Origin of the sequence: Flavobacterium sp. (genome assembly GCF_035299005.1) — a bacterium.
Taxonomy (GTDB): domain Bacteria; phylum Bacteroidota; class Bacteroidia; order Flavobacteriales; family Flavobacteriaceae; genus Flavobacterium.
Map to the genome: position 1 here is coordinate 410469 of NZ_DATGXL010000014.1, position 23233 is coordinate 433701.

The following is a 23233-nucleotide window of genomic DNA, read 5'->3' on the forward strand; positions in this document are numbered from 1 at the left end:
TGGATAGAATATTAGAACTTTTTATAGGTTGTATTGAAAAAAAATGTAATCAAAAATTTGATTTAAAAAATCAAGATTAGTTATCTTTTTTTGTTGGAAATTTATCAATAGTTATTTAGTAGTTATTAACAGAAATCTATTATAAAAGTTATTTACAAAATAATTATAAAACCAACTATGAACAACTGTTGATAAGTTGATAATTAAAATTTCATCTAAACTAATTTTCAATTCTTTACAATATTATTTAATTGTTAATTTCGTTGTATAAGTATAAATAACTTTTAAAAATCACTTCTGTAAGAAAACTTATTCCACATATTAACACACTATAATAACCATCATAAATTTAAATTTAATTAAAAATATTTTTTGTTGTTTTTAATAAATGTTGAAAACTTTCATTTTATCAATTTTGTTATAATTTGGTTAATTCTATTTTTCTAATTCTGATTTCTAATTTCTTCTTCGTAACTTTCAACTTTAATTAGAAATATAGCTAAGATAATTTTTATATGAATACTGAGTGTAAAGCTATATTCATGTGTTCCCGTAAAAAATATTAACGCACACACAAATGATACAATGAGTAAGAAACCAAAAAAATTAGGTAAAAAAACAAAAGATTTTACTGCACAAATATTTAAAATACTTTCAAGAGAACCTTCTAAATCTTTTAATTATAAACAAATAGCTGCTGTTTTAGAGTTAAGCGATACCAAAAGCCGAAACGAAATAATTAGAGATTTAAAAATACTTAAAGCACAAGATAAAATTCACGAAACGGAAATTGGAAAATATCAAATTATTTCCAAAGCAGAATATTACGAAGGAATTGTAGATATGACTTCTCGTAAAACAGGTTATTTTGTTTGTGATGAATTAGAAGACGATGTTTTTATTCCTTTCATTAACTTAAATCATGCTTTAGATGGTGATAAAGTGAAAGCTTACATTTATAATAGAAGAAGTTCACGTAAACCAGAAGCAGAAGTTTTAGAAATTTTAGAACGTAAAAAATCAGAATTTGTTGGGGTTATAGATGTGCAAAAAAACTTTGCTTTTGTAACGACTGCCAATGCTAAAATGTATACTGATATTTTCATTCCAAAAAATAAAATTGGTGATGCAGAACACGGAGATGTTGTTTTAGTAACTTTAGAAGATTGGCCTAAAAAAGCCGATTCTCCATTTGGTTCAGTGATAAAAGTATTAGGAAAACCAGGCGAACATAACACCGAAATTCATGCAATTTTAGCAGAATATGGTTTACCTTATGATTTTCCAATTGAAGTAGAAGCGTATGCAAATAAAATTGATACTTCAATAACAGAAGAAGAAATTAAAAAACGTCGCGATATGCGTGATGTTTTAACGTTTACGATTGATCCAAAAGATGCTAAAGATTTTGATGATGCGTTATCGTTTCAAGTCTTAGAAAACGGAAATTATGAAATCGGAGTACATATTGCCGATGTTTCGCATTATCTTCAAGAAGGAACTATCTTAGATGATGAAGCTTATAAAAGAGCCACTTCGGTTTATTTAGTAGATAGAGTGGTTCCAATGCTTCCAGAAGTGTTATCAAATTTTGCTTGCTCACTTCGTCCACATGAAGAAAAATATACGTTTTCAGCTGTTTTTCAACTGAATAATAAAGCAGAAGTTTTAGATGCATGGTTTGGAAGAACCGTAACGTATTCTGATCAACGTTTTGCATATGAAGAAGCACAAAGTATAATAGAAACTAAAAGTGATGTTATTCCAGCTGAAATTTCATTAACTGGAAGCGAATACATCGTTCCAAAACCAATAGTTGACGCTACTTTAAAAATGGATGAATTAGCTAAAATTCTTCGTAGAAAAAGAATGGCAGCTGGAGCCATTTCGTTTGATAAAGTAGAAGTAAAATTCAATTTGAATGAAGAAGCGGAACCAATTGGAGTTTATTTCAAACAAAGTAAAGATGCGAATCATTTGATTGAAGAATTCATGTTGTTAGCCAATAGAAAAGTAGCAGAATTCATTGGGAAACAAAAGAAAACTTTCATTTACAGAATTCACGATGAGCCTAATGAAGATAAATTAATCAATCTTCAAACCGTAATTGCTAAGTTTGGTTATTCGATAAATTTCCGTTCTAAAAAAGATATTTCAAGTTCGTTGAATAATTTACTTTCAGAAGTTGTGGGTAAAAAAGAGCAAAATTTAGTGGATACGCTTACAATTAGAAGTATGAGTAAGGCTGCGTATTCGACTGAAAATATTGGTCACTACGGATTAGCTTTTGATTATTATAGTCATTTTACATCACCAATTCGACGTTATCCGGATGTTATGGCACACCGTTTGTTACAATATTACATAGACGGTGGAAAAAGTGTAAGTGAAGAAGAATACGAAGAAAAATGTGTGCATTCTTCACAAATGGAAGGTTTAGCCGCTCAAGCCGAACGCGATTCTGTGAAATATATGCAAGTAAAATACATGCAAGATCATAAAGACGAAGAGTTTTTAGGTGTAATTTCTGGAGTAACCGAATGGGGAATTTATGTAGAAATCATCGAAAACAAATGCGAAGGAATGGTTAGAATTAGAGAAATTAGAGATGATTATTACACCTTTGATGATAAACAATATGCTTTAGTAGGTGAAGTTTCTAAAAACATTTTACAATTAGGAGACGAAATTTACGTTAAAGTAAAAAATGCTGATTTAGTAAAAAAACAATTGGATTTTCATTATTTGAGAAAGAGAGAATAATTTTAGTGATAATTGAAAAGTAATTAGTGAATAGTTAGACACAAAGTTGTCATTTCGACGTAAGGAGAAATCTCATAATAAGATGAAAGTAGTTGAATTTATAAAAAGAAATATTTCGTTTTTTAGTGTAATTGGAAGTGCTTTTTTTATCTTTTTCTTATTGTTTGTGTTAACTTATAAATTTAATACTAACGAGAACCATTTAATAGGTTTTATAATTGCATTTGTATTATTTATAGGTTTTAGTTTGTTTTTATTATTTGATTTAATTCTAAAAAAATCATTTTCATCAAGACTAAAACTAGCTATTTTTCAATTATTAATAACATTAATTCTACTATTACTTTTCTATTTTAATATATATAAATTATTATGAAAAATACATTTTTAACCTTTATAACTTGTTCCATCTTTTCATTTGGAATAGCTCAAACCGAAAAAAACGTTGGTGATTTTACTAAAGTAACCGCTTTTGATAAAATAGATGTCAATTTAGTGGCTTCTACTGAAAATAAAATAATTTTAACAGGAGCAAATTCGCAAGAAGTAGAAGTAATTAATAAAAGTGGTGAATTAAAAATCAGAATGCCTTTAACAAAAATGTTAAGTGGTGACGATGTTTCAGCAACTGTTTACTACAAAAAAATAGACGCTATAGAAGCAAATGAAGGAAGTAGAATTGCTTCAAAAGATGAAATTTCTGCGATTAATTTTGATATCATTTGTAAAGAAGGTTCTGAAGTAAAACTAACTAATTTACAAGCCGATAGATTACAAGTTCGTGTTTCGCAAGGTAGTATTGTAACCACAAAAGGAACTGTTAAAAACCAAGATATTTTATCAAATTCTGGTGGAAAATATGATGGTCAAGATTGTAAAACAGAACAAACTGTAGTTACTGTAAACGCTGGTGGAATGGCTGATGTATATGCAACGGATTTAGTAGATGCAAAAACAAGAGCGGGTGGTGAAATCACTATTTATGGTAAACCAAAACAAATTAACGAAAAGAAAATAGCTGGTGGAACAATTGAACAAGCAAAATAATAGTAATGATTGTTCTGTTTTTTGTTGGCAGATTTTTCGTAAATTCGTATTTTATTAAACATACTGAATACTAATAACTGAATACTGAACACTTGATTATACAAGATATTTTAGCTGCTATTCCTTGGGGATTTTTACTTGCAATTTCTATCGGACCTGGTTTTTTCGTTTTACTAGAAACTAGTATTACAAAAGGATTTAAAGCAGCTTTTACTTTAGATTGTGGTATTATTTTTAGCGATATCATTTTTATATTAATTGCTTATTTTGCATCCAATCAAATCTTAGCACAGTTTAAAGATAATCCAAATTTATATATAATTGGTGGATTAATTATGTCGGTTTATGGTGTAATTTCTTATACTCAATTAAAGAAAAAATTTGTAATTGATGAAGAAAAAGACATTGATGATATTCCTAAAAATAACTATTTAGGATTGTTTTTTAAAGGTTTTTTCTTGAATGTAATTAACATTGGAATATTAGGTTTTTGGATGATGGTTATTATTACACAAGGACCAAGACTACAAATGATTCCGTCAAGAGTTTTTACTTTTTTCACAGCTACTTTGTTTTTTTACTTAGCGATAGATGTAGTAAAAATTATTTTAGCAAAACAATTAAAACACCGACTTACTCCTGTTAATATTTATAAAATTAAAAGAGTGATAAGTTTTATATTAATCATTTTTGGTGTATTCTTTTTATTACAAGGAATTTTTCCTGGATTTAAAGAAAAAGTAGTTGATAAAATTGAAGAAACGAGATAGAAATTCTTATTCTAATTTAAATTTTATTTAAAAATTAAATAAAAAAACCTCCTAATTTCTTAGAAGGTTTTAGAGGCATCGTCCGGATTCGAACCGGAGTAGACGGTTTTGCAGACCGCTGCCTAGCCGCTCGGCCACGACGCCATTATTTGAACGGACTGCAAATTTACATTTTATTTCCTCTTTTCCAAAAATATTAAGCATTTATTAAGTAGAAATAATTCCTTTTTAAGTTTACTTTTGTATCAATTAAATAGTTGATTAATTATGAAGAATTTACGTTATCTGAAACCAATACTCAATTTTTTTTTAATTGGATTAATAATCACAACAATTAGTAGAATTATTTTATTTTTTATTTTCAAAGAACGTGTTATTGAGAATGAAAATTATTGGCAATTATTTACAATAGGTATTCGTTTTGATTTGATAATTCTTTGTTATGTTGCTTTTTTACCAACTGTTCTTATTTCTTTGCTTCCTGATTCCTCTTTAAACTATTTTAAAAAGTTTTTAAACGTTTATTTTATTTTTATTTTATTTCTATTTCTATTGATGGAATTATCTACGTTAGATTTTATTAATCAATATGATACACGCCCAAATCGATTGTTTTTAGATTATTTAATTTATCCAAAAGAAGTGGTTGGAACATTAATAAAAAGTTATTTACCTTCATTAATTATTACTACAATTTTACTTGTTGTTGCTTTATTTTTTGCTTTTAAACAAGGTAAAAAATTATTTTATCCAATTGAAAGTGCTTACAAAACAAAATTATTTTTATTTCCAATAGTTGCGTTTTTCTTGTTTTTTGGAGCTAGAGGTAGTTTAACAACAAAGCGTCCAATTAATGCTAGTAATGCAATATTTTGTTCAGATCAAATGACTAATTCATTAGGTTTGAATTCGCTTTATACAGTTGCATTTGCAGCTTATTCAATTAAGAATGAAGGCGATGTTAAGAAATATGGTAAAATGGATGAATTAGAAGCTTATACAAGGGTAAAAAAATACATGGATGTTACTGAATTCATTAATCCAGAAATACCTTTTTTACATCATATAAAACCTGATACTATACAACCAAAATACAATGTTGTTATCTTTTTACAAGAAAGTTTAGGTGCTGAATATGTTGGTTGTTTAAACGGATTACCATTGACCCCTGAATTAGATAAATTGAGTAAAGAGGGTTTGTTATTTACTAATTTATATTGTACCGGAACTCGAAGTGTAAGAGGAATTGAACAAGTAACTTCTGGTTTTTTACCTAATCCTTCTGAAAGTGTAGTGAAATTAAGTGGTGCACAACAAGGTTTTTTTACATTAGCTGAAGTTTTTGGTAAGCAAAATTATGATACCAGTTTTATATATGGTGGTATGGCAAATTTTGATAACATGGCTTCTTTTTTTAACGGAAATGGTTTTAAAAATATTATTGATGAAACCGATTTTGATACAGACGGTAAAAAATATGCAATGAAAGGAACTTGGGGTTATTCTGATGAAGATTTAGCTGTTAAAGCAAATGATTATTTTAAATCTTTAGGTAAAAAACCATTCTTTTCTTTAATGTTTTCAACATCTAATCATGAACCTTTTGAATTTCCAGAGGGGAGAATAGAATTGTATGAAAAACCTAAAAACACTGTAAATAACGCCATGAAATATGCTGATTTTTCAATAGGTAAATTTTTTGAATTGGCTAAAAAAGAAGCCTATTTTAAAAACACAATTTTTGTTGTAATTGCTGATCATAATACTAGAACTTATGGAAAAAATTTAGTTCCAATTAATAAGTTTCATATACCAGCTTTAATTATTGCTCCTAATGTTAAAAAAGGAACAACTTATGATAATTTAGCAAGTCAAATGGATATTCCTTCGACTGTTTTAGCATTATCAGGTATTACCACAAATTCAACTATGCCTGGAAGAAATCTAATAAAATTACCAAAAGGAATTAAAGGAAGAACTATAATGTTGTTTCATGAAACATATGCTTTTCGTGTTGAAAATGATGTCATTATTATGAATCCGAATGCAAAACCATTACAATTTAAAGTAAAAAGCGATACCGAATTAATTCCAACTCCACTGAATAAAGAATTAGCAAAGGATGCTTTGGCTCATATTGTAGCATCAAGCAATTTATATAAAGGAAGAAAGTACAGATTAGAATAATTAAAAAGAGCTTTTAAAGCTCTTTTTTAATTTCTAAACTCTTCCATCTCAATAGTAACAGCTTGTACATCACCACCAATTGGCGGATTTAGTTTTGAAACTGCTAATTTTATTCTTGAAATTGAAGGAATTTCCCCAAAACATCTGGTAATAATGCGTTGGGCAACATGTTCTAATAATTTAGAGCGAATCGCCATTTCTTCTACCACTATTTTATTAAGTAGTACATAATCAATGGTATCTGATAACTCATCGGTTTGAGATGATTTGCGTAAATCTGTTTTTACTTCCAAATCTACACTATAATCTGAGCCAATTTTTCCTTCCTCAATCAAACAACCATGGTAAGAGAATGTTCGGATATTTTGTAATTTAATGGTTCCCATTTTTTCTTTTATTATATACCAAATTTACCAACTTTTACCCAATTTTAAACTATTAAACCATGAAACTTTATATATCTTTGCATAAATTTTTGATACTATGTCAACAGAAGAAAAATCATTGAATTTTATAGAACAAATCATTGAAGAAGATTTAAAAAATGGTTTGTCAAAAGATAAATTACGTTTTCGTTTTCCACCAGAACCAAATGGTTATTTACATGTAGGACACGCAAGTGCTATATGCTTAAATTTCGGATTAGGAATCGATTACAAGGCTCCAGTTAACCTTCGCTTCGACGATACCAATCCATCTAAAGAAGAACAAGAATACGTTGATGCAATTAAACGCGATGTAGAATGGCTAGGTTTTAAATGGGATAAAGAATGTTATGCTTCTGATTATTTCCAACAATTGTATGATTGGGCAGTGGAATTAATCAAAAAAGATAAAGCGTATGTAGACAGCCAAACTTCGGAAGAAATGGCGCAACAAAAAGGAACTCCTACGCAACCTGGAACAGATTCTCCTTACAGAAATCGTTCAATCGAAGAAAATTTAGACTTATTTACACGTATGAAAAACGGAGAATTCGAAAAAGGAACTCACGTTTTACGTGCTAAAATTTCGATGGGTGCTAACAATATGTTGATGCGCGATCCTATTATTTATCGTATCATGCATGCACATCACCACAGAACAGGAAATGATTGGTGTATTTATCCAATGTATGATTGGGCACATGGTGAAAGTGATTATTTAGAGCAAATTTCGCATTCATTTTGTACGTTAGAATTTTTACCTCATCGTGAATTATATGATTGGTTTTTGAATCAAATTTATGATCCTACGAAAGTACGACCAAAACAGAGAGAATTTGCACGTAGAAATTTATCACATACTGTTGTTTCTAAACGTAAATTATTGCAATTAGTTGAAGAAAAGCACGTTACAGGTTGGGATGATCCGCGAATGAGTACCATTTCAGGAATGAGAAGAAGAGGTTATACACCAAATTCTATTGTAAATTTTGCTAATACAATCGGTATTGCAAAACGTGATAATTTGATTGATGTTTCGCTTTTAGAATTCTGTGTTCGTGAAGATTTAAACAAAGTAGCACCTCGTGTAATGGCAGTTTTAGATCCAGTGAAATTAGTAATTACAAATTATCCAGAAGGACAAGAAGAGTGGTTAGAAGCCGAAAATAATCCGGAAGAAGAAGTAATGACATACAGAAAAGTGCCATTTTCTAAAGAATTATATATCGAAAGAGAAGATTTTCAAGAAGAAGCACATAAGAAATTTTTCCGTTTGACTTTAGGAACTGAAGTGCGTTTAAAAAATGCGTATATCATTAAAGGTGAATCAGTTGTAAAAGATGAAAACGGAAATATTACCGAAATTCACGCTACTTACGATGTAGATTCTAAATCAGGAAGTGGAACCGAAGCTAGCCAAAGAAAAGTAAAAGGAACTATTCATTGGGTTTCTATTCCACATGCAAAAGAAGCCGAAGTTCGTGTGTATGATAGATTATTCACCAATGAAAGTCCAGATAAAGACAAAGAAGTTGATTTTAAAGAATTTATCAATCCAAATTCATTAAAAGTAATTACAGGTTACGTGGAACCAAGTTTAGTTACTTCAAAAGAATTAGATCATTTCCAATTCCAACGTTTAGGTTATTTTTGTGTAGATAGAGATTCAACCGCTGAAAAATTAGTTTTTAACAAAACAGTTGGTTTAAGAGATACTTGGGCAAAAATTTCAGAACAATAAAAAGTATTAAGATTTTTGTGTTAAGAATTAAGACTTCAAACCTGCAAAATTATGTTTGCAGGTTTTTTTATTTCAAATGAATTAAAATAGATATTATAAATTAAAATTAATTTTAAAATATTTTTTTATTATCATTGTTAAAAACTATTAAAAGTAATTTTTAATAATTAAAAACTTTAAAAAACAACTTTAATAGTTTGTTTGTAAGAAAAAATCTTTTTCAGGTAAAGTGTTTTTATGTGGCTATTAGTAAAAGTAGCTTAAATCGCTTTATTTTAATTTTTGATCTAAAAAGAAGTTAATTTTATTCAATTTTTCTTTTTTTGTAATAACATTTCAAAAATTATCACTAAATGGATAGATTCGTAACATTTGGTTATAAAAAAACCACCAATTAAAATTGATGGTTTTGAAAATGGGTTTGGATTAAATTAAGAAACTTCATTTGAAGTATCCGATGGATTATAATCGGTTGATGTATGATCGTCTTTTTTCTTTGAACGTTTTGGTTGGTTTTTCATGGTTTCACCTATTTGGTTACTTGCAGTAAAACTAGCTACCATATTATTCAACATATCACTTCCAGCTTGTGGTGAATTTGGTAATAAAATTAAATTACTATTTGTATCAGCGCCAATTGCTTGTAGGGTGTCATAATGTTGTGTAACCACAATCAATGCCGAAGCTTCTTGAGAATTGATTCCTACATTATTTAATACTTCAACACTTTCTACCAGTCCACGAGCAATTTCTCTACGTTGATCGGCAATACCTTGACCTTGTAAGCGTTTACTTTCTGCTTCTGCTTTTGCTTTTGCAACAATTCTAATTCGTTGAGCTTCAGATTCAAATTCTGCTGCTGTTTTTTCTCTGTCTGCAGCATTAATTCTATTCATTGCATTTTTTACTTGAATATCTGGGTCAATATCGGTTACTAAAGTATTGATAATGTCATAACCATATGCCATCATTGCTTCGTTTAATTCACGTTTAACCGCAATTGCAATATCATCTTTACGTTCAAATACATCATCTAATTTTAATTTAGGAACTTCGGCACGCACTACATCAAATACATAGGCAGTAATTTGATCATGTGGATATTCTAATTTATAAAAAGCTTCATATACTTTTTCTTGAATGACTTTAAATTGTACCGAAACTTTCATTTTTACGAACACATTGTCTTTGGTTTTTGTTTCGATAATAACATCAAGTTGTTGAATTCTTAGATTTACTCTTCCAGCAATTCTATCTATGATAGGGATTTTAAGCTGTAAACCCGAGTTTCTAATACTCATGAACTTTCCAAAACGTTCAATAACAACCGATGTTTGTTGTTTTACAGTAAAGAAAGAAGAAAAAAGAACAATTACTCCAATAAATAAAATTGGAAACATAATAAACTCCATAATTTATAGTTTTTAGATTTGTAGTTATACGCTTTTTTAAGTAAAAAGTTACAGAATACAAATTATTAAGTTTACTTTTGGCGCCTAAATTTATAATAATGAAGAAATTAGTTGTTTTGTTTGTGATGATTTCAAGTGTTTCCCTAGCACAACGCGGACACAAAGACAGTAACCGAATAGGAATTGGGGCGGGTTTAACCCAAATGAGTATTTATACAGATAATTTTTCTGTGACTCCAGAAACTGGATGGATTGGTGGATTGAGTGTTAGAGGAAATTATTATAATAATTGGCAAATGAGTTTTGGAATGTTTTTTACAGATAGTAATTTTTCAATTCCATCACAAAATGGGCTGTTGCAAGGTAAAACAATGTACAAAATGTCGGCGGTTCAAATTTACATTGTACCAAGTTACGTGGCAATTGAAGACCATTTGAATTTAGAATTTGGACCAGTTTTACAAATAAATGGTAAATTAGGAATTGATAAAGATGACGAAAATAATTTATTACTAGACCAACCCGGTTTAATTGCTAAAGACATTGTAGATGTTTCAAAAATAAACGCCAATTTCTACGTTGGAATTAACGGCGGAATCAAAAATGTAAGAGCAAGAATTGGCTACCAATATGGTTTAACCAACTTCTTCGGAAATTTAAAAAACAACGACAAAGTAGAATTACTTGGCGAAAAAATGAAAGGGAATATAGGTTTGATTAGTGGTCAGATTACAATTTATCTTTAATAAAAAACCCTCTGAATTTCAGAGGGTTTTCTTTTTTATAAACTAGCAATCGCTTTTTCAATTCTTCTCACCGTTTCGGTTTTTCCAATCATTTCGATGATGTCGAATAAATGTGGGCCTTTTAAAGCTCCAACTAAACTTAATCGTAAAGGTTGCATTACTTTCCCCATTCCAATTTCGTTAGCTGTCATCCATTCTTTTAATAAGGTTTCGATGTTTGCAGAAGTAAAATCTTCTATTTTTTCTAATTCCGAAATCACTTGTTGCATTAAACCTGGTGTTTCTTCTTTCCAGTTTTTCGATGCTTTTTCATCGTAAGATGTTGGAGCTTCAAAGAAATAATCGGCTAAATCCCAAAATTCATTCACAAAATGCGCTCTTTCTTTAATTAAGGACACAACTCTTTCTAAATCTATTGTTGTAGAAACACCTCTTTTTTCTAAATCTTCAGAAAAACTTATGGCTAATGCCTTATCACTTTTGCCTATTAAATACTGATGATTGAACCATTTGTTTTTCTCAGGGTCAAACTTCGCTCCTGCTTTATGAATTCGGTTCAAATCAAATTTTTCTACCAGTTCTTCTAATGAGAAAATCTCTTGTTCGGTACCGTCGTTCCAACCTAATAAAGCTAAAAAGTTGATCACCGCTTCAGGGAAAAATCCATTTTCTCTGTAACCTGATGAAGTTCCTTCTTCTGTTTTCCATTCCAAAGGAAATACTGGGAATCCCATTTTATCACCATCACGTTTTGATAATTTTCCGTTTCCAATTGGTTTTAAAATCAATGGTAAATGAGCAAATTCTGGTGCGTTCCAGCCAAAGGCTTTGTATAATAAAACGTGTAATGGCATCGATGGCAACCATTCTTCACCACGAATTACATGCGAAGTTTCCATCAAATGGTCATCCACAATATTCGCTAAATGATAGGTTGGCATTCCATCCGATTTGAATAAAACTTTATCGTCTAATAAATTCGTATCAAATTTAATATCGCCACGAATGATGTCTTTTAATTCTAAAATTTCATTCACAGGTGTTTTAAAACGGATAACATAATGCTCAGCATTTGCAATTCTCTCCTCCACTTTTTCACGTGAAACCGTCAACGAGTTATCCAATTGCTCTCTTACTGAATGATTGTAAATAAACGTTTTTCCGTTAGCTTCTGCTTCTTTTCGCATCGCATCTAAACTCTCTGCGCTATCAAAAGCATAATACGCCCAACCTGAATTAATTAATTGGTCAGCATATTGTTGGTACATCGCTTTACGTTCGCTTTGACGATATGGTCCAAATTTTTCATTCTTTCCTACAGTTTCATCTGGTGCAATTCCTAACCATTCTAAAGCTTCAAAAATATAGGCTTCTGCTCCTGGAACAAAACGGGTTTGATCGGTATCTTCAATTCGTAAATAGAAAGTACCACCATGTTTTTTAGCAAATAAATAATTGAATAAAGCGGTACGAACACCACCAATATGCAAAGGTCCTGTTGGACTTGGTGCAAATCTTACTCTTACAGACATTTTATTAAATTTTGTGCAAAGATACGATTACAATTTAGAAGTAAGAATTTTGAATTTAGAAAATCTTATGGTTATTAACAATCCTACACTACAAATGTTAAGTTTCACTAAAAACCTATTGACTAATCACACAAGATGTTGTATTTTTATCGGTTATAAACAGTATATCAACAATTTTGGAAGCAAAAGGCATCATTTTCGATAAACTCGAAGCGTTTATAAAGAAGTTTTACACCAATGAACTGATAAAAGGAGTTATTCTTTTCATCGGATTGGGTTTGTTATATTTCATTTTTACTTTATTGATTGAATACTTTTTATGGTTATCCACATCTGGAAGAACTATTTTATTCTGGTTGTTCGTAGGAGTAGAATTGTTTTTATTGATTCGATTCATTGCTTTTCCACTGTTTAAATTATTCAAATTACAACAAGGAATCAATTACGAGCAAGCTTCTCAAATCATCGGTAATCATTTTTCTGAAGTGCAAGATAAGTTGTTGAACTTTCTACAATTGGCAAATCAAAGTCAAACTTCTGAATTATTAGCGGCTTCTATCGAACAAAAAGCAGCTTCGTTACAACCGATTCCGTTTTCAAATGCTGTGAATTTCGCCAAGAACAAAAAGTTTTTGCCTTATGCAATTCTTCCTATTCTGTTATTGATTTTGTTTTTCGTTACAGGAAATTCCGAAATCATTTCCAATAGTTTTGCTCGCGTGGTGAATTATGAAACCAAATTCGCTCCGCCTGCTCCATTTGAATTTGTTGTTTTGAATAAATCGTTAACAGCTCAACAGAATTCTGATTTTGTACTACAAGTAAAAACGCAAGGAAAAGTTATGCCTGAAAATATTGCGATTCAAATTGGTGATGAAGAATATTTTTTACAAAGTACAAAACCAGGAGTTTTCGAATACACATTTTCAAAATTATCAAAAGATGTTACTTTTTCACTTTTAGCGAATGGATTAAATTCGAAAGAGTATCAGATTAATGTGGTTGATGTTCCAACTATTGCCAACTTTGAAATGGTGTTGCAGTACCCTTCTTATTTAGGAAAAAAATCCGAAGTTATTCAAGGAACTGGAAACGCTGTCGTTCCCGAAGGTACAGTTGTGAATTGGAGGATTAATGCTTTGGCAACTGATAAAGTTAGTTTCAAAACGAATAATCAAGTTAGTGTTTTTGCTAATAAAGAAAATAACTTTTCGCTTTCAAGAAGAATATTGGATAATTTGAGTTACGAAGTAATTACATCGAATAGAAATATCAACGAGTTTGAAAAATTGTCTTATCAAATTGCTACGATTAAAGATCAATATCCAACAATCTCTGTTCAAATCGCTCCTGATTCATTAAAATTAAAATCTAAAATGATGATTGGTCAAGTTGCCGATGATCATGGTTTATCTAAGTTACAAGTTGTTTTTTATCCAAAAGGAAATCCTTCTGCAACGCGAAAAGCGAATTTAGCGATTAATAAGCAAGCGGTTGATCAATTTATTTATTCGTTTCCTAATGGTTTATCGATTGAAGAAGGTGTTAATTATGAATATTATTTTGAAGTATTTGATAATGATGTAGTTAACAGTTTCAAAAGTACAAAATCGTCGATTTTTCTTCATTATGAACTTACTGATGACCAAAAAGAAGACAAACAATTACAAGAACAAAATGAAAACATTAATAGTTTAGAAAAATCTCTTCAAAATCAAGAAAAGCAGCTTTCGGAATTGGATAAATTACAAAAAATAAACAAAGAAAAATCTAATTTAGATTTTAAAGACCAAAAGAAAGTCGAAGATTTTATCAATCGTCAAAAACAGCAAGACGAAATGATGAAAGAATTTACTAAAAAGTTATCTGAAAATTTAGAAGAATTTAATCCAAAATCTCAAGATAAGGAAAAAGAGGAATTACTCCGAAGATTAGAAGAAGCAGAAAAGCAGTCGGAGAAAAACGAAAAATTGTTAAAGGAACTGGAAGAGCTTTCTAAAAAATTAGAGAAAGAAGAACTTTTTGATAAAGCAGATAAATTAAAACAAAATGCAAAAAATCAAAAACAGAATTTAGAACAATTGGTAGAGTTAACAAAACGTTTCTATGTTGAAAAAAAAGCGGAACAAATTGCTGATAAATTAGATAAGCTTTCTGAAAAACAAGATAAACTTTCAGATGACTTAAAGGAAAACACACAAAATAATCAAGATGAAATCAATAAAGAGTTTGAAGCAATTCAAAAAGAGTTACAAGAATTAGACAAAGAAAATAAAGAATTAAAATCTCCTATGGACATTCCTAATGACAAGAATGAACAAGAAGATGTAAAAAAAGATTTAGAAAAAGCTTCTAATGAATTGCAAAAACAAAACCAACAAAAGGCAAAACCTAAGCAGAAATCTGCATCTAAAAAGATGAAAGAAATGGGTCAGAAAATGTCTGCTTCTATGTCTGCTGGTGATATGAAAGAAATGGCTGAAGATGCTAAATTACTTCGTCAAATTCTAGATAATTTATTAGCTTTTTCATTTGATGAAGAATCGTTGATTAAAACTACTAACGCTACACAAATACGCTCTTTAGAATTAAATAAAGTATTAAAAAGACAGCAAGATTTGAAGTTACAGTTTAAACATGTCGATGATAGCTTGTTTGCTGTCTCGATGCGAAATCCTCAAATAACAGAAACAATCCTAAAAGAAGTTGGAGAGATTCATTACAATCTAGACAAGAGTTTAGAAACACTTGCTGATAATAATATTGTTAAAGGCGTTTCTCATCAACAATATGTTTTAACTTCTGCTAACCGCTTGGCTGACTTTTTAAGCAATGTACAAAGCCAAATAAGTATGGAAATGCAAGGTCAAGGTCAAGGAAAACCAAAACCAGGTAAAGGTCAAGGTTCTGGAATGCAATTACCAGACATTATTAAAAAGCAAGATGGTTTAGGTGAAAAAATGAAAGAAGGTATGAAGCCAGGAGAGAAACCTGGGCAAAAACCAGGGGAAGGAAAACAAAAAGGAAAAGATGGTAAAGGCGAATCTGGAGAAGGTTCTCAAGAAGGTGAAAACGGTTCAGAAGGTAATGCAGGTAAAGTATTAGAAATTCTTAAAGAGCAACGACAATTGCGTGATGCTTTACAAAAAGCTCTAGAAAAAGAAGGAATGACCGGTCAAGGTCAGAATGTGTTGAATCAGATGAAAGAAATAGAAAAACAGCTTATCAATAAAGGTTTCAAAAATGAAACATTACAAAAGATGTTGAATTTAAAACACGAACTTTTAAAGCTCGAAAAGGCAATTCAACAACAAGGAGAAGACACTAAGCGTCAGTCGAAAACTAATGACAAAAATTACACTGGTACAACTATTCCACTTACAAAGGAATTAAAAGAATATATAAATAGTGTTGAAATATTAAATAGACAAAGCTTACCTTTGCAGCCCAATTTTAATCAAAGGGTTCAAAATTATTTTAAAAACAATGATTAGTTTTAATTATGAAACGGAGTTTTCTTTGGAAAATGAATCTGTATATGAAGAGTGGATTTCTAGAATTATTGAATCTGAAGGATTTGATGAAGGCGAGATTAATTATATCTTTTGTGATGATGAATATTTACATAAAATTAATGTTGAATATTTAGATCATGATACTTTAACTGATATTATCAGTTTTGATTACACAGTAGGAAATTTAGTACAAGGCGACATTTTTATTTCTGTTGAGCGTGTTCAAGATAATGCTTCTGATTTTAATGTATCTTTTGAAGATGAATTAAGAAGGGTATTGTCTCACGGCGTGTTACATTATTGCGGTTACAAGGATAAATCCCCTGAAGACGAAGCATTGATGCGTTTAAAGGAAGATGAAAAAATGCAAATGTTTCACGTGGAACATTAAGCTTATAAACTAAGAATTTTTTTAAATGTTTCACGTGGAACATAATATTTATAAAAGATGTTTTTAAATCAATATGATGTAATTGTTGTGGGCGCCGGTCATGCCGGTTGTGAAGCTGCAGCTGCTGCGGCCAACATGGGTTGCTCTACCCTTTTGGTGACAATGAATCTTCAAAATATTGCGCAGATGTCGTGTAATCCTGCTATGGGAGGGATTGCAAAAGGACAAATTGTACGCGAGATAGATGCGTTGGGTGGATATTCCGGAATTGTTTCAGATAAGACCGCCATCCAATTCAAGATGTTGAATAAATCAAAAGGACCTGCGATGTGGTCGCCAAGAGTACAATCGGACAGAATGCGTTTTTCGGATGAGTGGAGGTCGATGTTGGAGAATACTCCGAATTTGGATTTCTACCAAGAAATGGTAGCTGGAATTTTAGCCGAGAAAGGAAAGATTGTTGGAGTAAAAACTTCACTTGGAGTGGAAATAAAAGCTAAGTCGGTTGTGTTGACAAACGGAACTTTTTTGAATGGTTTGATTCACATTGGTGATAAACAATTCGGTGGTGGTCGTGCAGGAGAAAGTGCTTCTTTTGGAATCACAGAAGATTTAGTGAAACTTGGTTTTGAATCAGGAAGAATGAAAACCGGAACGCCCCCACGTGTGGATGGTCGTTCTTTGGATTTTTCTAAGATGGTTGAACAACCTGGTGATGAACACCCAGAAAAGTTCTCGTATTCTAGTTTGACTACTCCATTAAAAACACAACGTTCTTGTTGGATGTCTTATACTTCATTAGAAGTGCATGATATTTTACGTGAAGGTTTTGATAGAAGTCCTATGTTCAACGGAAGAATAAAAAGTTTAGGTCCGAGATATTGTCCTTCGATTGAAGATAAAATCAATCGTTTTGCAGATAAAGAACGTCATCAACTTTTTGTTGAACCTGAAGGTTGGACAACTTGTGAATATTACATCAACGGATTTTCAACTTCATTACCAGAAGATGTTCAGTTCAAGGCATTGCGTTCTGTGGCAGGATTTGAGAATGTGAAATTTTTCAGACCTGGTTATGCTATCGAATATGATTACTTCCCTCCTACGCAATTACAACACACTCTAGAAACTAAATTAGTGGAAGGTTTGTATTTCGCTGGACAAATTAATGGAACAACTGGTTATGAAGAAGCAGCATCTCAAGGTTTAATGGCTGGAATAAATGCAGCTTTAAAAGTTCAGAACAGAGAACCGTTTATCTTAAAAAGAGATGAAGCGTATATTGGAGTTTTAATTGACGACTTAATTACGAAAGGTACAGAAGAACCTTATCGTATGTTTACCTCGCGTGCCGAATACAGAACGCTACTTCGTCAAGATAATGCGGATTTTAGATTAACACCAAAAGCTTTTGAAATAGGTTTAGCTAAAGAAGAGCGATTGATTCGTATGGAGCAAAAATTCTCACAATCGGAAGCAATGGTAAATTTCTTCAGAGAAACAAGTTTGAAACCCGAAGAAGCAAATCCTATATTAGAAGCTAAAGGTTCTGCTCCAATGAGTCAACCTGATAAAATGTTTAAAGTGTTCTCTCGTCCACAATTAGATTTAGAAGATTTTAGAAAATTTAAAAAAGTAGCTGCTTATATAGAAGAACACGATTTGGATCAAGAAGTAGTTGAGCAAGCTGAAATACAAGTAAAATATTCTGGCTATATCGAAAAGGAAAAAAATAATGCGGATAAACTAACTCGTTTAGAAGATATGATTATTCCAGATAATTTCAATTTCGATAAAATCCAATCGATTTCAATTGAAGCCAAACAAAAATTAAATAAAATACGACCAAGAACTATAGCACAAGCTTCTCGTATTAGCGGAGTTTCGCCAAGTGATATTTCAGTGTTGTTAATATACATGGGAAGATAAGAAAGTGTTCAGTGCTCAGTTTTTAGTATCTAGTAAAAATGTTTCACGTGAAACAACGCCGTCAACCCTATTAAAATAAGCCTTTCGCATAAAAATAAAATAAATGAATTTTTTAGAAGATAAAAGTTTTATTACCGTTAAAGATTTTTCAGTTTCTGGAGAATCTTTTTCCTTGTTGTTAAATGAAGAATATCAACTCTTAAAAACGCATCCGCAACCTACTTTGGATAAACTAGGTTCATATTATGAATTTGAAGATTATATTTCGCACACGGATGGAAAACGGACGTTGTTTGAAAAAATGTATCACTTAGTAAAAAGAAAGGCCATTCGCGATAAAGTCAGTTTGATTAATTCTTATCAACCTTTGAAAGGAAGAATTTTAGATATTGGTGCCGGAACAGGAGATTTTCTTTTGGAATGCAAAAATCAAAATTGGGATATTCTAGGAATCGAACCCAACGATAAAGCTAAATCAATTGCTGTTGGAAAAGGAATTAAATTTGGTGATACGATTGAAAAATTAGAAAGCAACTCTTTTGATGTGATTACCATGTGGCATGTTTTAGAACATGTTCCAGATGTTGAACATCAAGTTGCTGAATTGAAACGTTTGTTGAAACCTTCTGGAACCATTATTATTGCTGTTCCTAATTTCAAATCGTATGACGCAAAATATTATAAAGAATTTTGGGCAGCTTATGATGTGCCAAGACATTTGTGGCATTTTTCAAAAACAGCAATTGAAAAATTATTTGATAAACAAAATATGAATTTAGAAGATATTAAACCAATGTGGTTTGATAGTTTTTATGTATCACTTTTGTCAGAAAAATATAAATCAGGTAAAATGAATTTTATTTCAGGTTTTTTTGTCGGTTTAGCTTCAAATGTTTCAGGATTCTTTAAAAAAGAGTTTTCTTCACACATTTATGTGTTAAAAAACAAGTAAAAGTTATTTTAAAGCTATTTTAGACACTTTTTGTCTGTTTTTGATATAATTGTTGTGTTTTTTTAAATGATTTATCATAAAGAATCTACGAAGGCCATTTTTAATAGCTTTAATCTATAATTTTTAAAATTTAAAATAAGAAATTCTTATAATTAAAAAATAAATAAAAAACCAACTAATTTGTAACTTGATAACTTATTATTACTTTTACAAAAATTATTAATTATTTACACCAAATGAAAAAAGCCATTTTAATTTTAGGCGTTGCATTAAGCATTTTAGCTTGTAACCAAAATGAAGGAAAATCAGAAAGTTTAAAAACAGCATATATTGATACTGCAGAGATTTTAGAAAAATACGAAAAATTCAAAGCTGAAGACGAAAAATTCAAAGTAAAATCTCAAGAAATGGGTCGTCCATTAGAAGCAAAAGTAAAAGCTTTTCAAGCAGAAGCACAAAATTTTCAGCAAAATGCACAAGTAAAAGGACCACAATGGGCACAACAAAAGGGTGCTGAATTATCACAAAGAGAGCAACAACTAGGAATGGAGCAAAATGCTTTATTACAACAATTACAGCAAGAAGGTGGAGTTTTAAGAGATTCTATTATTAAAGAAGTTAAAGTTTTTATTAAAGAATATGGTAAAAAGAAAGGGTACGATTATGTATATGGCACAGGTGATGCCGCTACTATTTTGTATGCTAAAGATGCTTATAATATTACTGATGAAGTTTTAAAAGAATTAAACGAAAATTATAAGGCTTCTGATAAAAAAGAAGAAAAAACAACTGAAAAAAAATAAATTTGAGTCCTGAGAAATCAGGACTTTTTTTTATTTCTAATCCTTTCTATATATTTGTTTACTAAAATTTTACGCCATATGGAACAATTATCAGCCGCTGCCAATTACACTCTCCGATTTATTAATCAAACTAATAAATCCATCTTCCTAACCGGAAAAGCAGGAACCGGAAAAACCACACTTTTAAAAGAAATTATTGCCACAACACATAAAAATACGGTTGTTGTAGCACCTACTGGAATTGCCGCTTTGAATGCAAATGGTGTAACAATTCATTCAATGTTTCAATTGCCTTTTGCTACCTTTATTCCTGATAATAAGCAACTTCCACATTTTTCTGACACTGTAAAATTCGAAAATCGCGATTCACTTGGACGTCATTTTAAGATGAACAACGTGAAACGTTCTGTAATTAGAAATATGGAATTATTGGTTATCGATGAAGTTTCCATGCTCCGTGCTGATGTGTTGGATGCGATGGATTTCATGATGCGAAAAGTGAGAAGAAATGAAAGACCATTCGGCGGAGTTCAAGTTCTTTTTATAGGAGATTTACTACAATTACCACCAGTGGTGAAAAATGAGGAGTGGGAAATGCTAAAGAATTATTATCGAGGCATGTTCTTTTTTCATTCGCATGTGATACACCAGTTTCCTCCATTGTATATCGAATTAGATAAAATCTTCCGTCAAACGGATTCCGAATTTATTGATGTTTTGAATAATTTACGTCATAATAAAATTACTTCGGAAGATGTACAACTGTTAAATCAATTTGTACAACCTGATTTTGATCTGAAGAAAAACAAAGGTTTCATCATTTTAACCACACATAATTCAAAAGCAGATACCATAAATGCTCAGTCGTTAAAAGATTTAGAAGGAAAACAATTCACTTATTTACCTGAAATTACGGGAGATTTTCCAGAAAAAATCTATCCATTAGAAGAACAACTGCAGCTAAAAGTCGGAGCGCAAGTCATGTTTATTAAAAACGATTTGAATTTCGACAAGCAATTCTTCAACGGAAAAATGGGCGTTATCAGTTCGTTAACCGAAAAGGAAATTTTTGTTCATTTTCCCGAAGAAAACAAAACCATTGAAGTAGAACGCTACGAATGGCAAAATATTCGCTACAAAGTAAACGAAAACACTAAAGAAATCGAAGAAGATGTAATCGGAACCTTTGTCCACTACCCTATCAAATTGGCTTGGGCAATTACGGTGCATAAAAGTCAAGGCTTAACTTTTGACAAAGCAGCGCTCGATGTATCGCAAGTTTTTGCACCTGGACAAGCGTATGTGGCTTTATCACGTTTGCGTTCCTTAAAAGGGCTTATTTTGCTTTCTCCGTTGCGTATGAATGGCATTTCGAGTGATGAACAAGTGCTTAGTTATGCCGAAAACAAAGCTTCTGAAGAAATTTTACAACATTCCTTAGCTAAAGAAACCTTGTTTTATTGGTTGAATATTTTACTCAATTCATTTGATTTCAAAGAATTAGGTCAAGAATGGCGCAATCATTTGTTTAGTTATAATTCAGAAGCACCAAAATCGCCAAAAACAAAGCATAACAATTGGGCAAAGTCTCAAAACGATAAAATTGCTGAAATTTTAGAACCATCTGGGAAATTTATGTCGCAATTGCATAAAATTTTTTCCGATGAAAATCTAGATGTGAATTTCGTAAAAGAGCGATGTGATGCGGCTTATCAGTATTTTTTTAAAACGTTAGATATTGTTGCCGAAGAATTATTATTGAAAATTGAAGAAGTCAAACGCATCAAAAAAGTAAAAGCGTTTTACGATGAATTATTGGTTTTAGAAGAACTTCAAATCAAAGCGATTTTACAACTTAAAAAAGCAAAATTACTGACCAATATCATTGTTGAAGGAAAAGAAATTTCGAAGCAAAATTTGATTTCTGAAGACATGAGTACATACAAAATCAATAAGTTAGTAGTTGTGGCAGAACGTTTTAGAACTTCGCACGCTGCTTTAATAGAAGACGATGAAGATGTTTCGTATTACACCGATTCAAAAAAGAAAAAAACAAAAGAACCAAAGAAATCTACTTACGAAGACACCTTAGAATTGTGGAAACAAAACTTATCGATTTACGAAATCGCAAAACAACGAAAGCTAACACCACAAACGATTTACAACCATTTTGCCAAGTTAATCCAAATGGAAATCGTGCAACTTTCCGACATTTTACCAGAAGATAAAATTTCCGATTTAAGAGCTGCTTTCAAAGATTTTAAAGGCGAAAGCTTAGGCGAATTAAAAGAAATCCACGGCGATCAATTCTCCTGGGACGAGTTGCGATTGTATAAAGCGAGTTTAAATAATTAGTCCATCTTTCATTTCAATAATTCGGTCACTTTTTTTGGCAAAATCATCATCGTGTGTTACGGCAATGATGGTTTGACCATAGTTTTGAGTTAATTCTTGAAAAATATCAAAAACAATGTTGGTGTTTTTACTATCTAAATTTCCAGTAGGTTCGTCGCCCATGATTAGTAAAGGATCGTTTATTAATGCACGAGCAATTGCAACACGTTGTTGTTGACCGCCCGAAAGTTTATTTGCTGGTTTTAAAGCTTGATCTTCTAACCCAAGGATTTTTAGTTTTTCGTATGCTTTTTCTTCAATTTCTTTTTCGGAATGTTTCCCAAGTTTAATTGCGGGAATCATTACATTTTTTAAACATGTAAACTCCGAAAGCAAGTAATGAAATTGAAAAACAAAACCGATTTTTTCATTTCGAATTGCTGCTAATTTATCGGTAGATAAACCCGTCATTAATTCGTTATCAATAAATAAATTTCCTTGGTATTCTGTATCCATAGTTGACAAGACATATAACAAAGTAGATTTACCACTGCCCGATTTTCCCACCATTGATAGAAATTCTCCTTTTTGAACTTCAAAAGATATTTTTTTCAACACCTGAAATTCAATCGGGTCGTAGAAATATTTATTTATATTTTCGGTTTTTAGAATAGTTTGTCGCATAA

16 protein-coding genes and 1 tRNA gene are annotated in these 23233 nt (G+C 30.9%); 12 read left to right on the plus strand and 5 right to left on the minus strand.

Features of this window, described 5'->3' with window-relative positions:
- Positions 1 to 585 precede the first annotated feature (585 nt).
- The 3 genes from rnr to VK164_RS10780 all read left to right on the plus strand — a co-directional run bounded on the left by rnr (position 586) and on the right by VK164_RS10780 (position 4580).
- Positions 586 to 2763, plus strand: coding sequence for a ribonuclease R (gene rnr / locus VK164_RS10770; RefSeq protein WP_324209349.1), 2178 nt, complete (start codon positions 586 to 588; stop codon positions 2761 to 2763).
- A 372-nt stretch (positions 2764 to 3135) separates the two neighbouring features.
- Positions 3136 to 3810 (plus strand): head GIN domain-containing protein, encoded by a 675-nt coding sequence (locus VK164_RS10775; RefSeq protein WP_324209350.1) that lies wholly within the window; start codon positions 3136 to 3138, stop codon positions 3808 to 3810.
- A gap of 92 nt (positions 3811 to 3902) precedes the next feature.
- On the plus strand, positions 3903 to 4580 hold the full coding sequence (locus VK164_RS10780; protein WP_324209351.1) for a LysE family translocator: 678 nt from the start codon (positions 3903 to 3905) through the stop codon (positions 4578 to 4580).
- Between the two features lie 73 nt (positions 4581 to 4653).
- Here VK164_RS10780 and VK164_RS10785 read toward each other — a convergent pair.
- Positions 4654 to 4724, minus strand: a tRNA-Cys gene (locus VK164_RS10785).
- 123 nt (positions 4725 to 4847) lie between these two features.
- On the opposite strand from VK164_RS10785, the gene VK164_RS10790 reads away from it, so the two are divergent.
- Positions 4848 to 6767 (plus strand): LTA synthase family protein, encoded by a 1920-nt coding sequence (locus VK164_RS10790; RefSeq protein WP_324209352.1) that lies wholly within the window; start codon positions 4848 to 4850, stop codon positions 6765 to 6767.
- Positions 6768 to 6793: 26 nt separating this feature from the next.
- On the opposite strand, the gene folB is transcribed toward VK164_RS10790, so the two are convergent.
- Positions 6794 to 7153 carry a dihydroneopterin aldolase gene (gene folB, locus VK164_RS10795; RefSeq protein WP_324209353.1) on the minus strand — a complete coding sequence of 120 codons (360 nt, stop codon included), beginning with the start codon at positions 7151 to 7153 and terminating at the stop codon, positions 6794 to 6796.
- Between the two features lie 97 nt (positions 7154 to 7250).
- Here folB and VK164_RS10800 point away from each other — a divergent pair, with 97 nt between their 5' ends.
- Positions 7251 to 8933 (plus strand): glutamine--tRNA ligase/YqeY domain fusion protein, encoded by a 1683-nt coding sequence (locus VK164_RS10800; RefSeq protein ID WP_324209354.1) that lies wholly within the window; start codon positions 7251 to 7253, stop codon positions 8931 to 8933.
- A 431-nt stretch (positions 8934 to 9364) separates the two neighbouring features.
- Here VK164_RS10800 and VK164_RS10805 read toward each other — a convergent pair whose 3' ends face one another.
- Complete coding sequence (locus tag VK164_RS10805; protein ID WP_166235458.1) at positions 9365 to 10345, minus strand: SPFH domain-containing protein; 981 nt, start codon at positions 10343 to 10345, stop codon at positions 9365 to 9367.
- A 98-nt stretch (positions 10346 to 10443) separates the two neighbouring features.
- On the opposite strand from VK164_RS10805, the gene VK164_RS10810 reads away from it, so the two are divergent.
- Complete coding sequence (locus VK164_RS10810; RefSeq protein ID WP_324209355.1) at positions 10444 to 11091, plus strand: PorT family protein; 648 nt, start codon at positions 10444 to 10446, stop codon at positions 11089 to 11091.
- A 35-nt stretch (positions 11092 to 11126) separates the two neighbouring features.
- Here the strand turns inward: VK164_RS10810 and gltX are convergent, their stop codons facing one another.
- Positions 11127 to 12623, minus strand: coding sequence for a glutamate--tRNA ligase (gltX, locus tag VK164_RS10815; protein ID WP_324209356.1), 1497 nt, complete (start codon positions 12621 to 12623; stop codon positions 11127 to 11129).
- A 176-nt stretch (positions 12624 to 12799) separates the two neighbouring features.
- Here gltX and VK164_RS10820 point away from each other — a divergent pair, with 176 nt between their 5' ends.
- The 6 genes from VK164_RS10820 to VK164_RS10845 all read left to right on the plus strand — a co-directional run bounded on the left by VK164_RS10820 (position 12800) and on the right by VK164_RS10845 (position 22568).
- Positions 12800 to 16117: a hypothetical protein gene (locus VK164_RS10820; RefSeq protein ID WP_324209357.1), complete on the plus strand. Its 3318-nt coding sequence runs from the start codon at positions 12800 to 12802 to the stop codon at positions 16115 to 16117.
- A complete protein-coding gene (gene ybeY, locus VK164_RS10825) occupies positions 16110 to 16529 on the plus strand; it encodes an rRNA maturation RNase YbeY (protein ID WP_324209358.1) in 420 nt (139 codons plus the stop codon). The genes VK164_RS10820 and ybeY overlap by 8 nt, the downstream gene beginning before the upstream one ends.
- Positions 16530 to 16586: 57 nt before the next feature.
- Positions 16587 to 18458: a tRNA uridine-5-carboxymethylaminomethyl(34) synthesis enzyme MnmG gene (gene mnmG, locus VK164_RS10830; protein ID WP_324209359.1), complete on the plus strand. Its 1872-nt coding sequence runs from the start codon at positions 16587 to 16589 to the stop codon at positions 18456 to 18458.
- A 103-nt stretch (positions 18459 to 18561) separates the two neighbouring features.
- Entirely contained in the window at positions 18562 to 19410 is an 849-nt protein-coding gene (locus VK164_RS10835; RefSeq protein WP_324209360.1) for a class I SAM-dependent methyltransferase, read from the plus strand.
- A gap of 236 nt (positions 19411 to 19646) precedes the next feature.
- Positions 19647 to 20213 carry an OmpH family outer membrane protein gene (locus VK164_RS10840; protein ID WP_324209361.1) on the plus strand — a complete coding sequence of 189 codons (567 nt, stop codon included), beginning with the start codon at positions 19647 to 19649 and terminating at the stop codon, positions 20211 to 20213.
- 78 nt (positions 20214 to 20291) lie between these two features.
- Positions 20292 to 22568, plus strand: coding sequence for a helix-turn-helix domain-containing protein (locus VK164_RS10845; protein WP_324209362.1), 2277 nt, complete (start codon positions 20292 to 20294; stop codon positions 22566 to 22568).
- Here VK164_RS10845 and VK164_RS10850 read toward each other — a convergent pair.
- Positions 22557 to 23231, minus strand: coding sequence for an ABC transporter ATP-binding protein (locus tag VK164_RS10850; protein WP_324209363.1), 675 nt, complete (start codon positions 23229 to 23231; stop codon positions 22557 to 22559). The genes VK164_RS10845 and VK164_RS10850 overlap by 12 nt on opposite strands.
- Between the last annotated feature and the right edge of the window lie 2 nt (positions 23232 to 23233).

What these genes read in the sequence shown, in the direction of transcription:
- VK164_RS10805 (WP_166235458.1), bottom strand. Translation starts at nt 10,345, where the DNA reads ATGGAGTTTATTATGTTTCCAATTTTATTTATTGGAGTAATTGTTCTT.
- VK164_RS10800 (WP_324209354.1), top strand. Translation starts at nt 7,251, where the DNA reads ATGTCAACAGAAGAAAAATCATTGAATTTTATAGAACAAATCATTGAA.
- folB (WP_324209353.1), bottom strand. Translation starts at nt 7,153, where the DNA reads ATGGGAACCATTAAATTACAAAATATCCGAACATTCTCTTACCATGGT.
- gltX (WP_324209356.1), bottom strand. Translation starts at nt 12,623, where the DNA reads ATGTCTGTAAGAGTAAGATTTGCACCAAGTCCAACAGGACCTTTGCAT.
- VK164_RS10810 (WP_324209355.1), top strand. Translation starts at nt 10,444, where the DNA reads ATGAAGAAATTAGTTGTTTTGTTTGTGATGATTTCAAGTGTTTCCCTA.
- VK164_RS10850 (WP_324209363.1), bottom strand. Translation starts at nt 23,231, where the DNA reads ATGCGACAAACTATTCTAAAAACCGAAAATATAAATAAATATTTCTAC.
- VK164_RS10835 (WP_324209360.1), top strand. Translation starts at nt 18,562, where the DNA reads ATGAATTTTTTAGAAGATAAAAGTTTTATTACCGTTAAAGATTTTTCA.
- VK164_RS10845 (WP_324209362.1), top strand. Translation starts at nt 20,292, where the DNA reads ATGGAACAATTATCAGCCGCTGCCAATTACACTCTCCGATTTATTAAT.
- VK164_RS10775 (WP_324209350.1), top strand. Translation starts at nt 3,136, where the DNA reads ATGAAAAATACATTTTTAACCTTTATAACTTGTTCCATCTTTTCATTT.
- VK164_RS10790 (WP_324209352.1), top strand. Translation starts at nt 4,848, where the DNA reads ATGAAGAATTTACGTTATCTGAAACCAATACTCAATTTTTTTTTAATT.
- rnr (WP_324209349.1), top strand. Translation starts at nt 586, where the DNA reads ATGAGTAAGAAACCAAAAAAATTAGGTAAAAAAACAAAAGATTTTACT.
- VK164_RS10840 (WP_324209361.1), top strand. Translation starts at nt 19,647, where the DNA reads ATGAAAAAAGCCATTTTAATTTTAGGCGTTGCATTAAGCATTTTAGCT.
- mnmG (WP_324209359.1), top strand. Translation starts at nt 16,587, where the DNA reads ATGTTTTTAAATCAATATGATGTAATTGTTGTGGGCGCCGGTCATGCC.
- ybeY (WP_324209358.1), top strand. Translation starts at nt 16,110, where the DNA reads ATGATTAGTTTTAATTATGAAACGGAGTTTTCTTTGGAAAATGAATCT.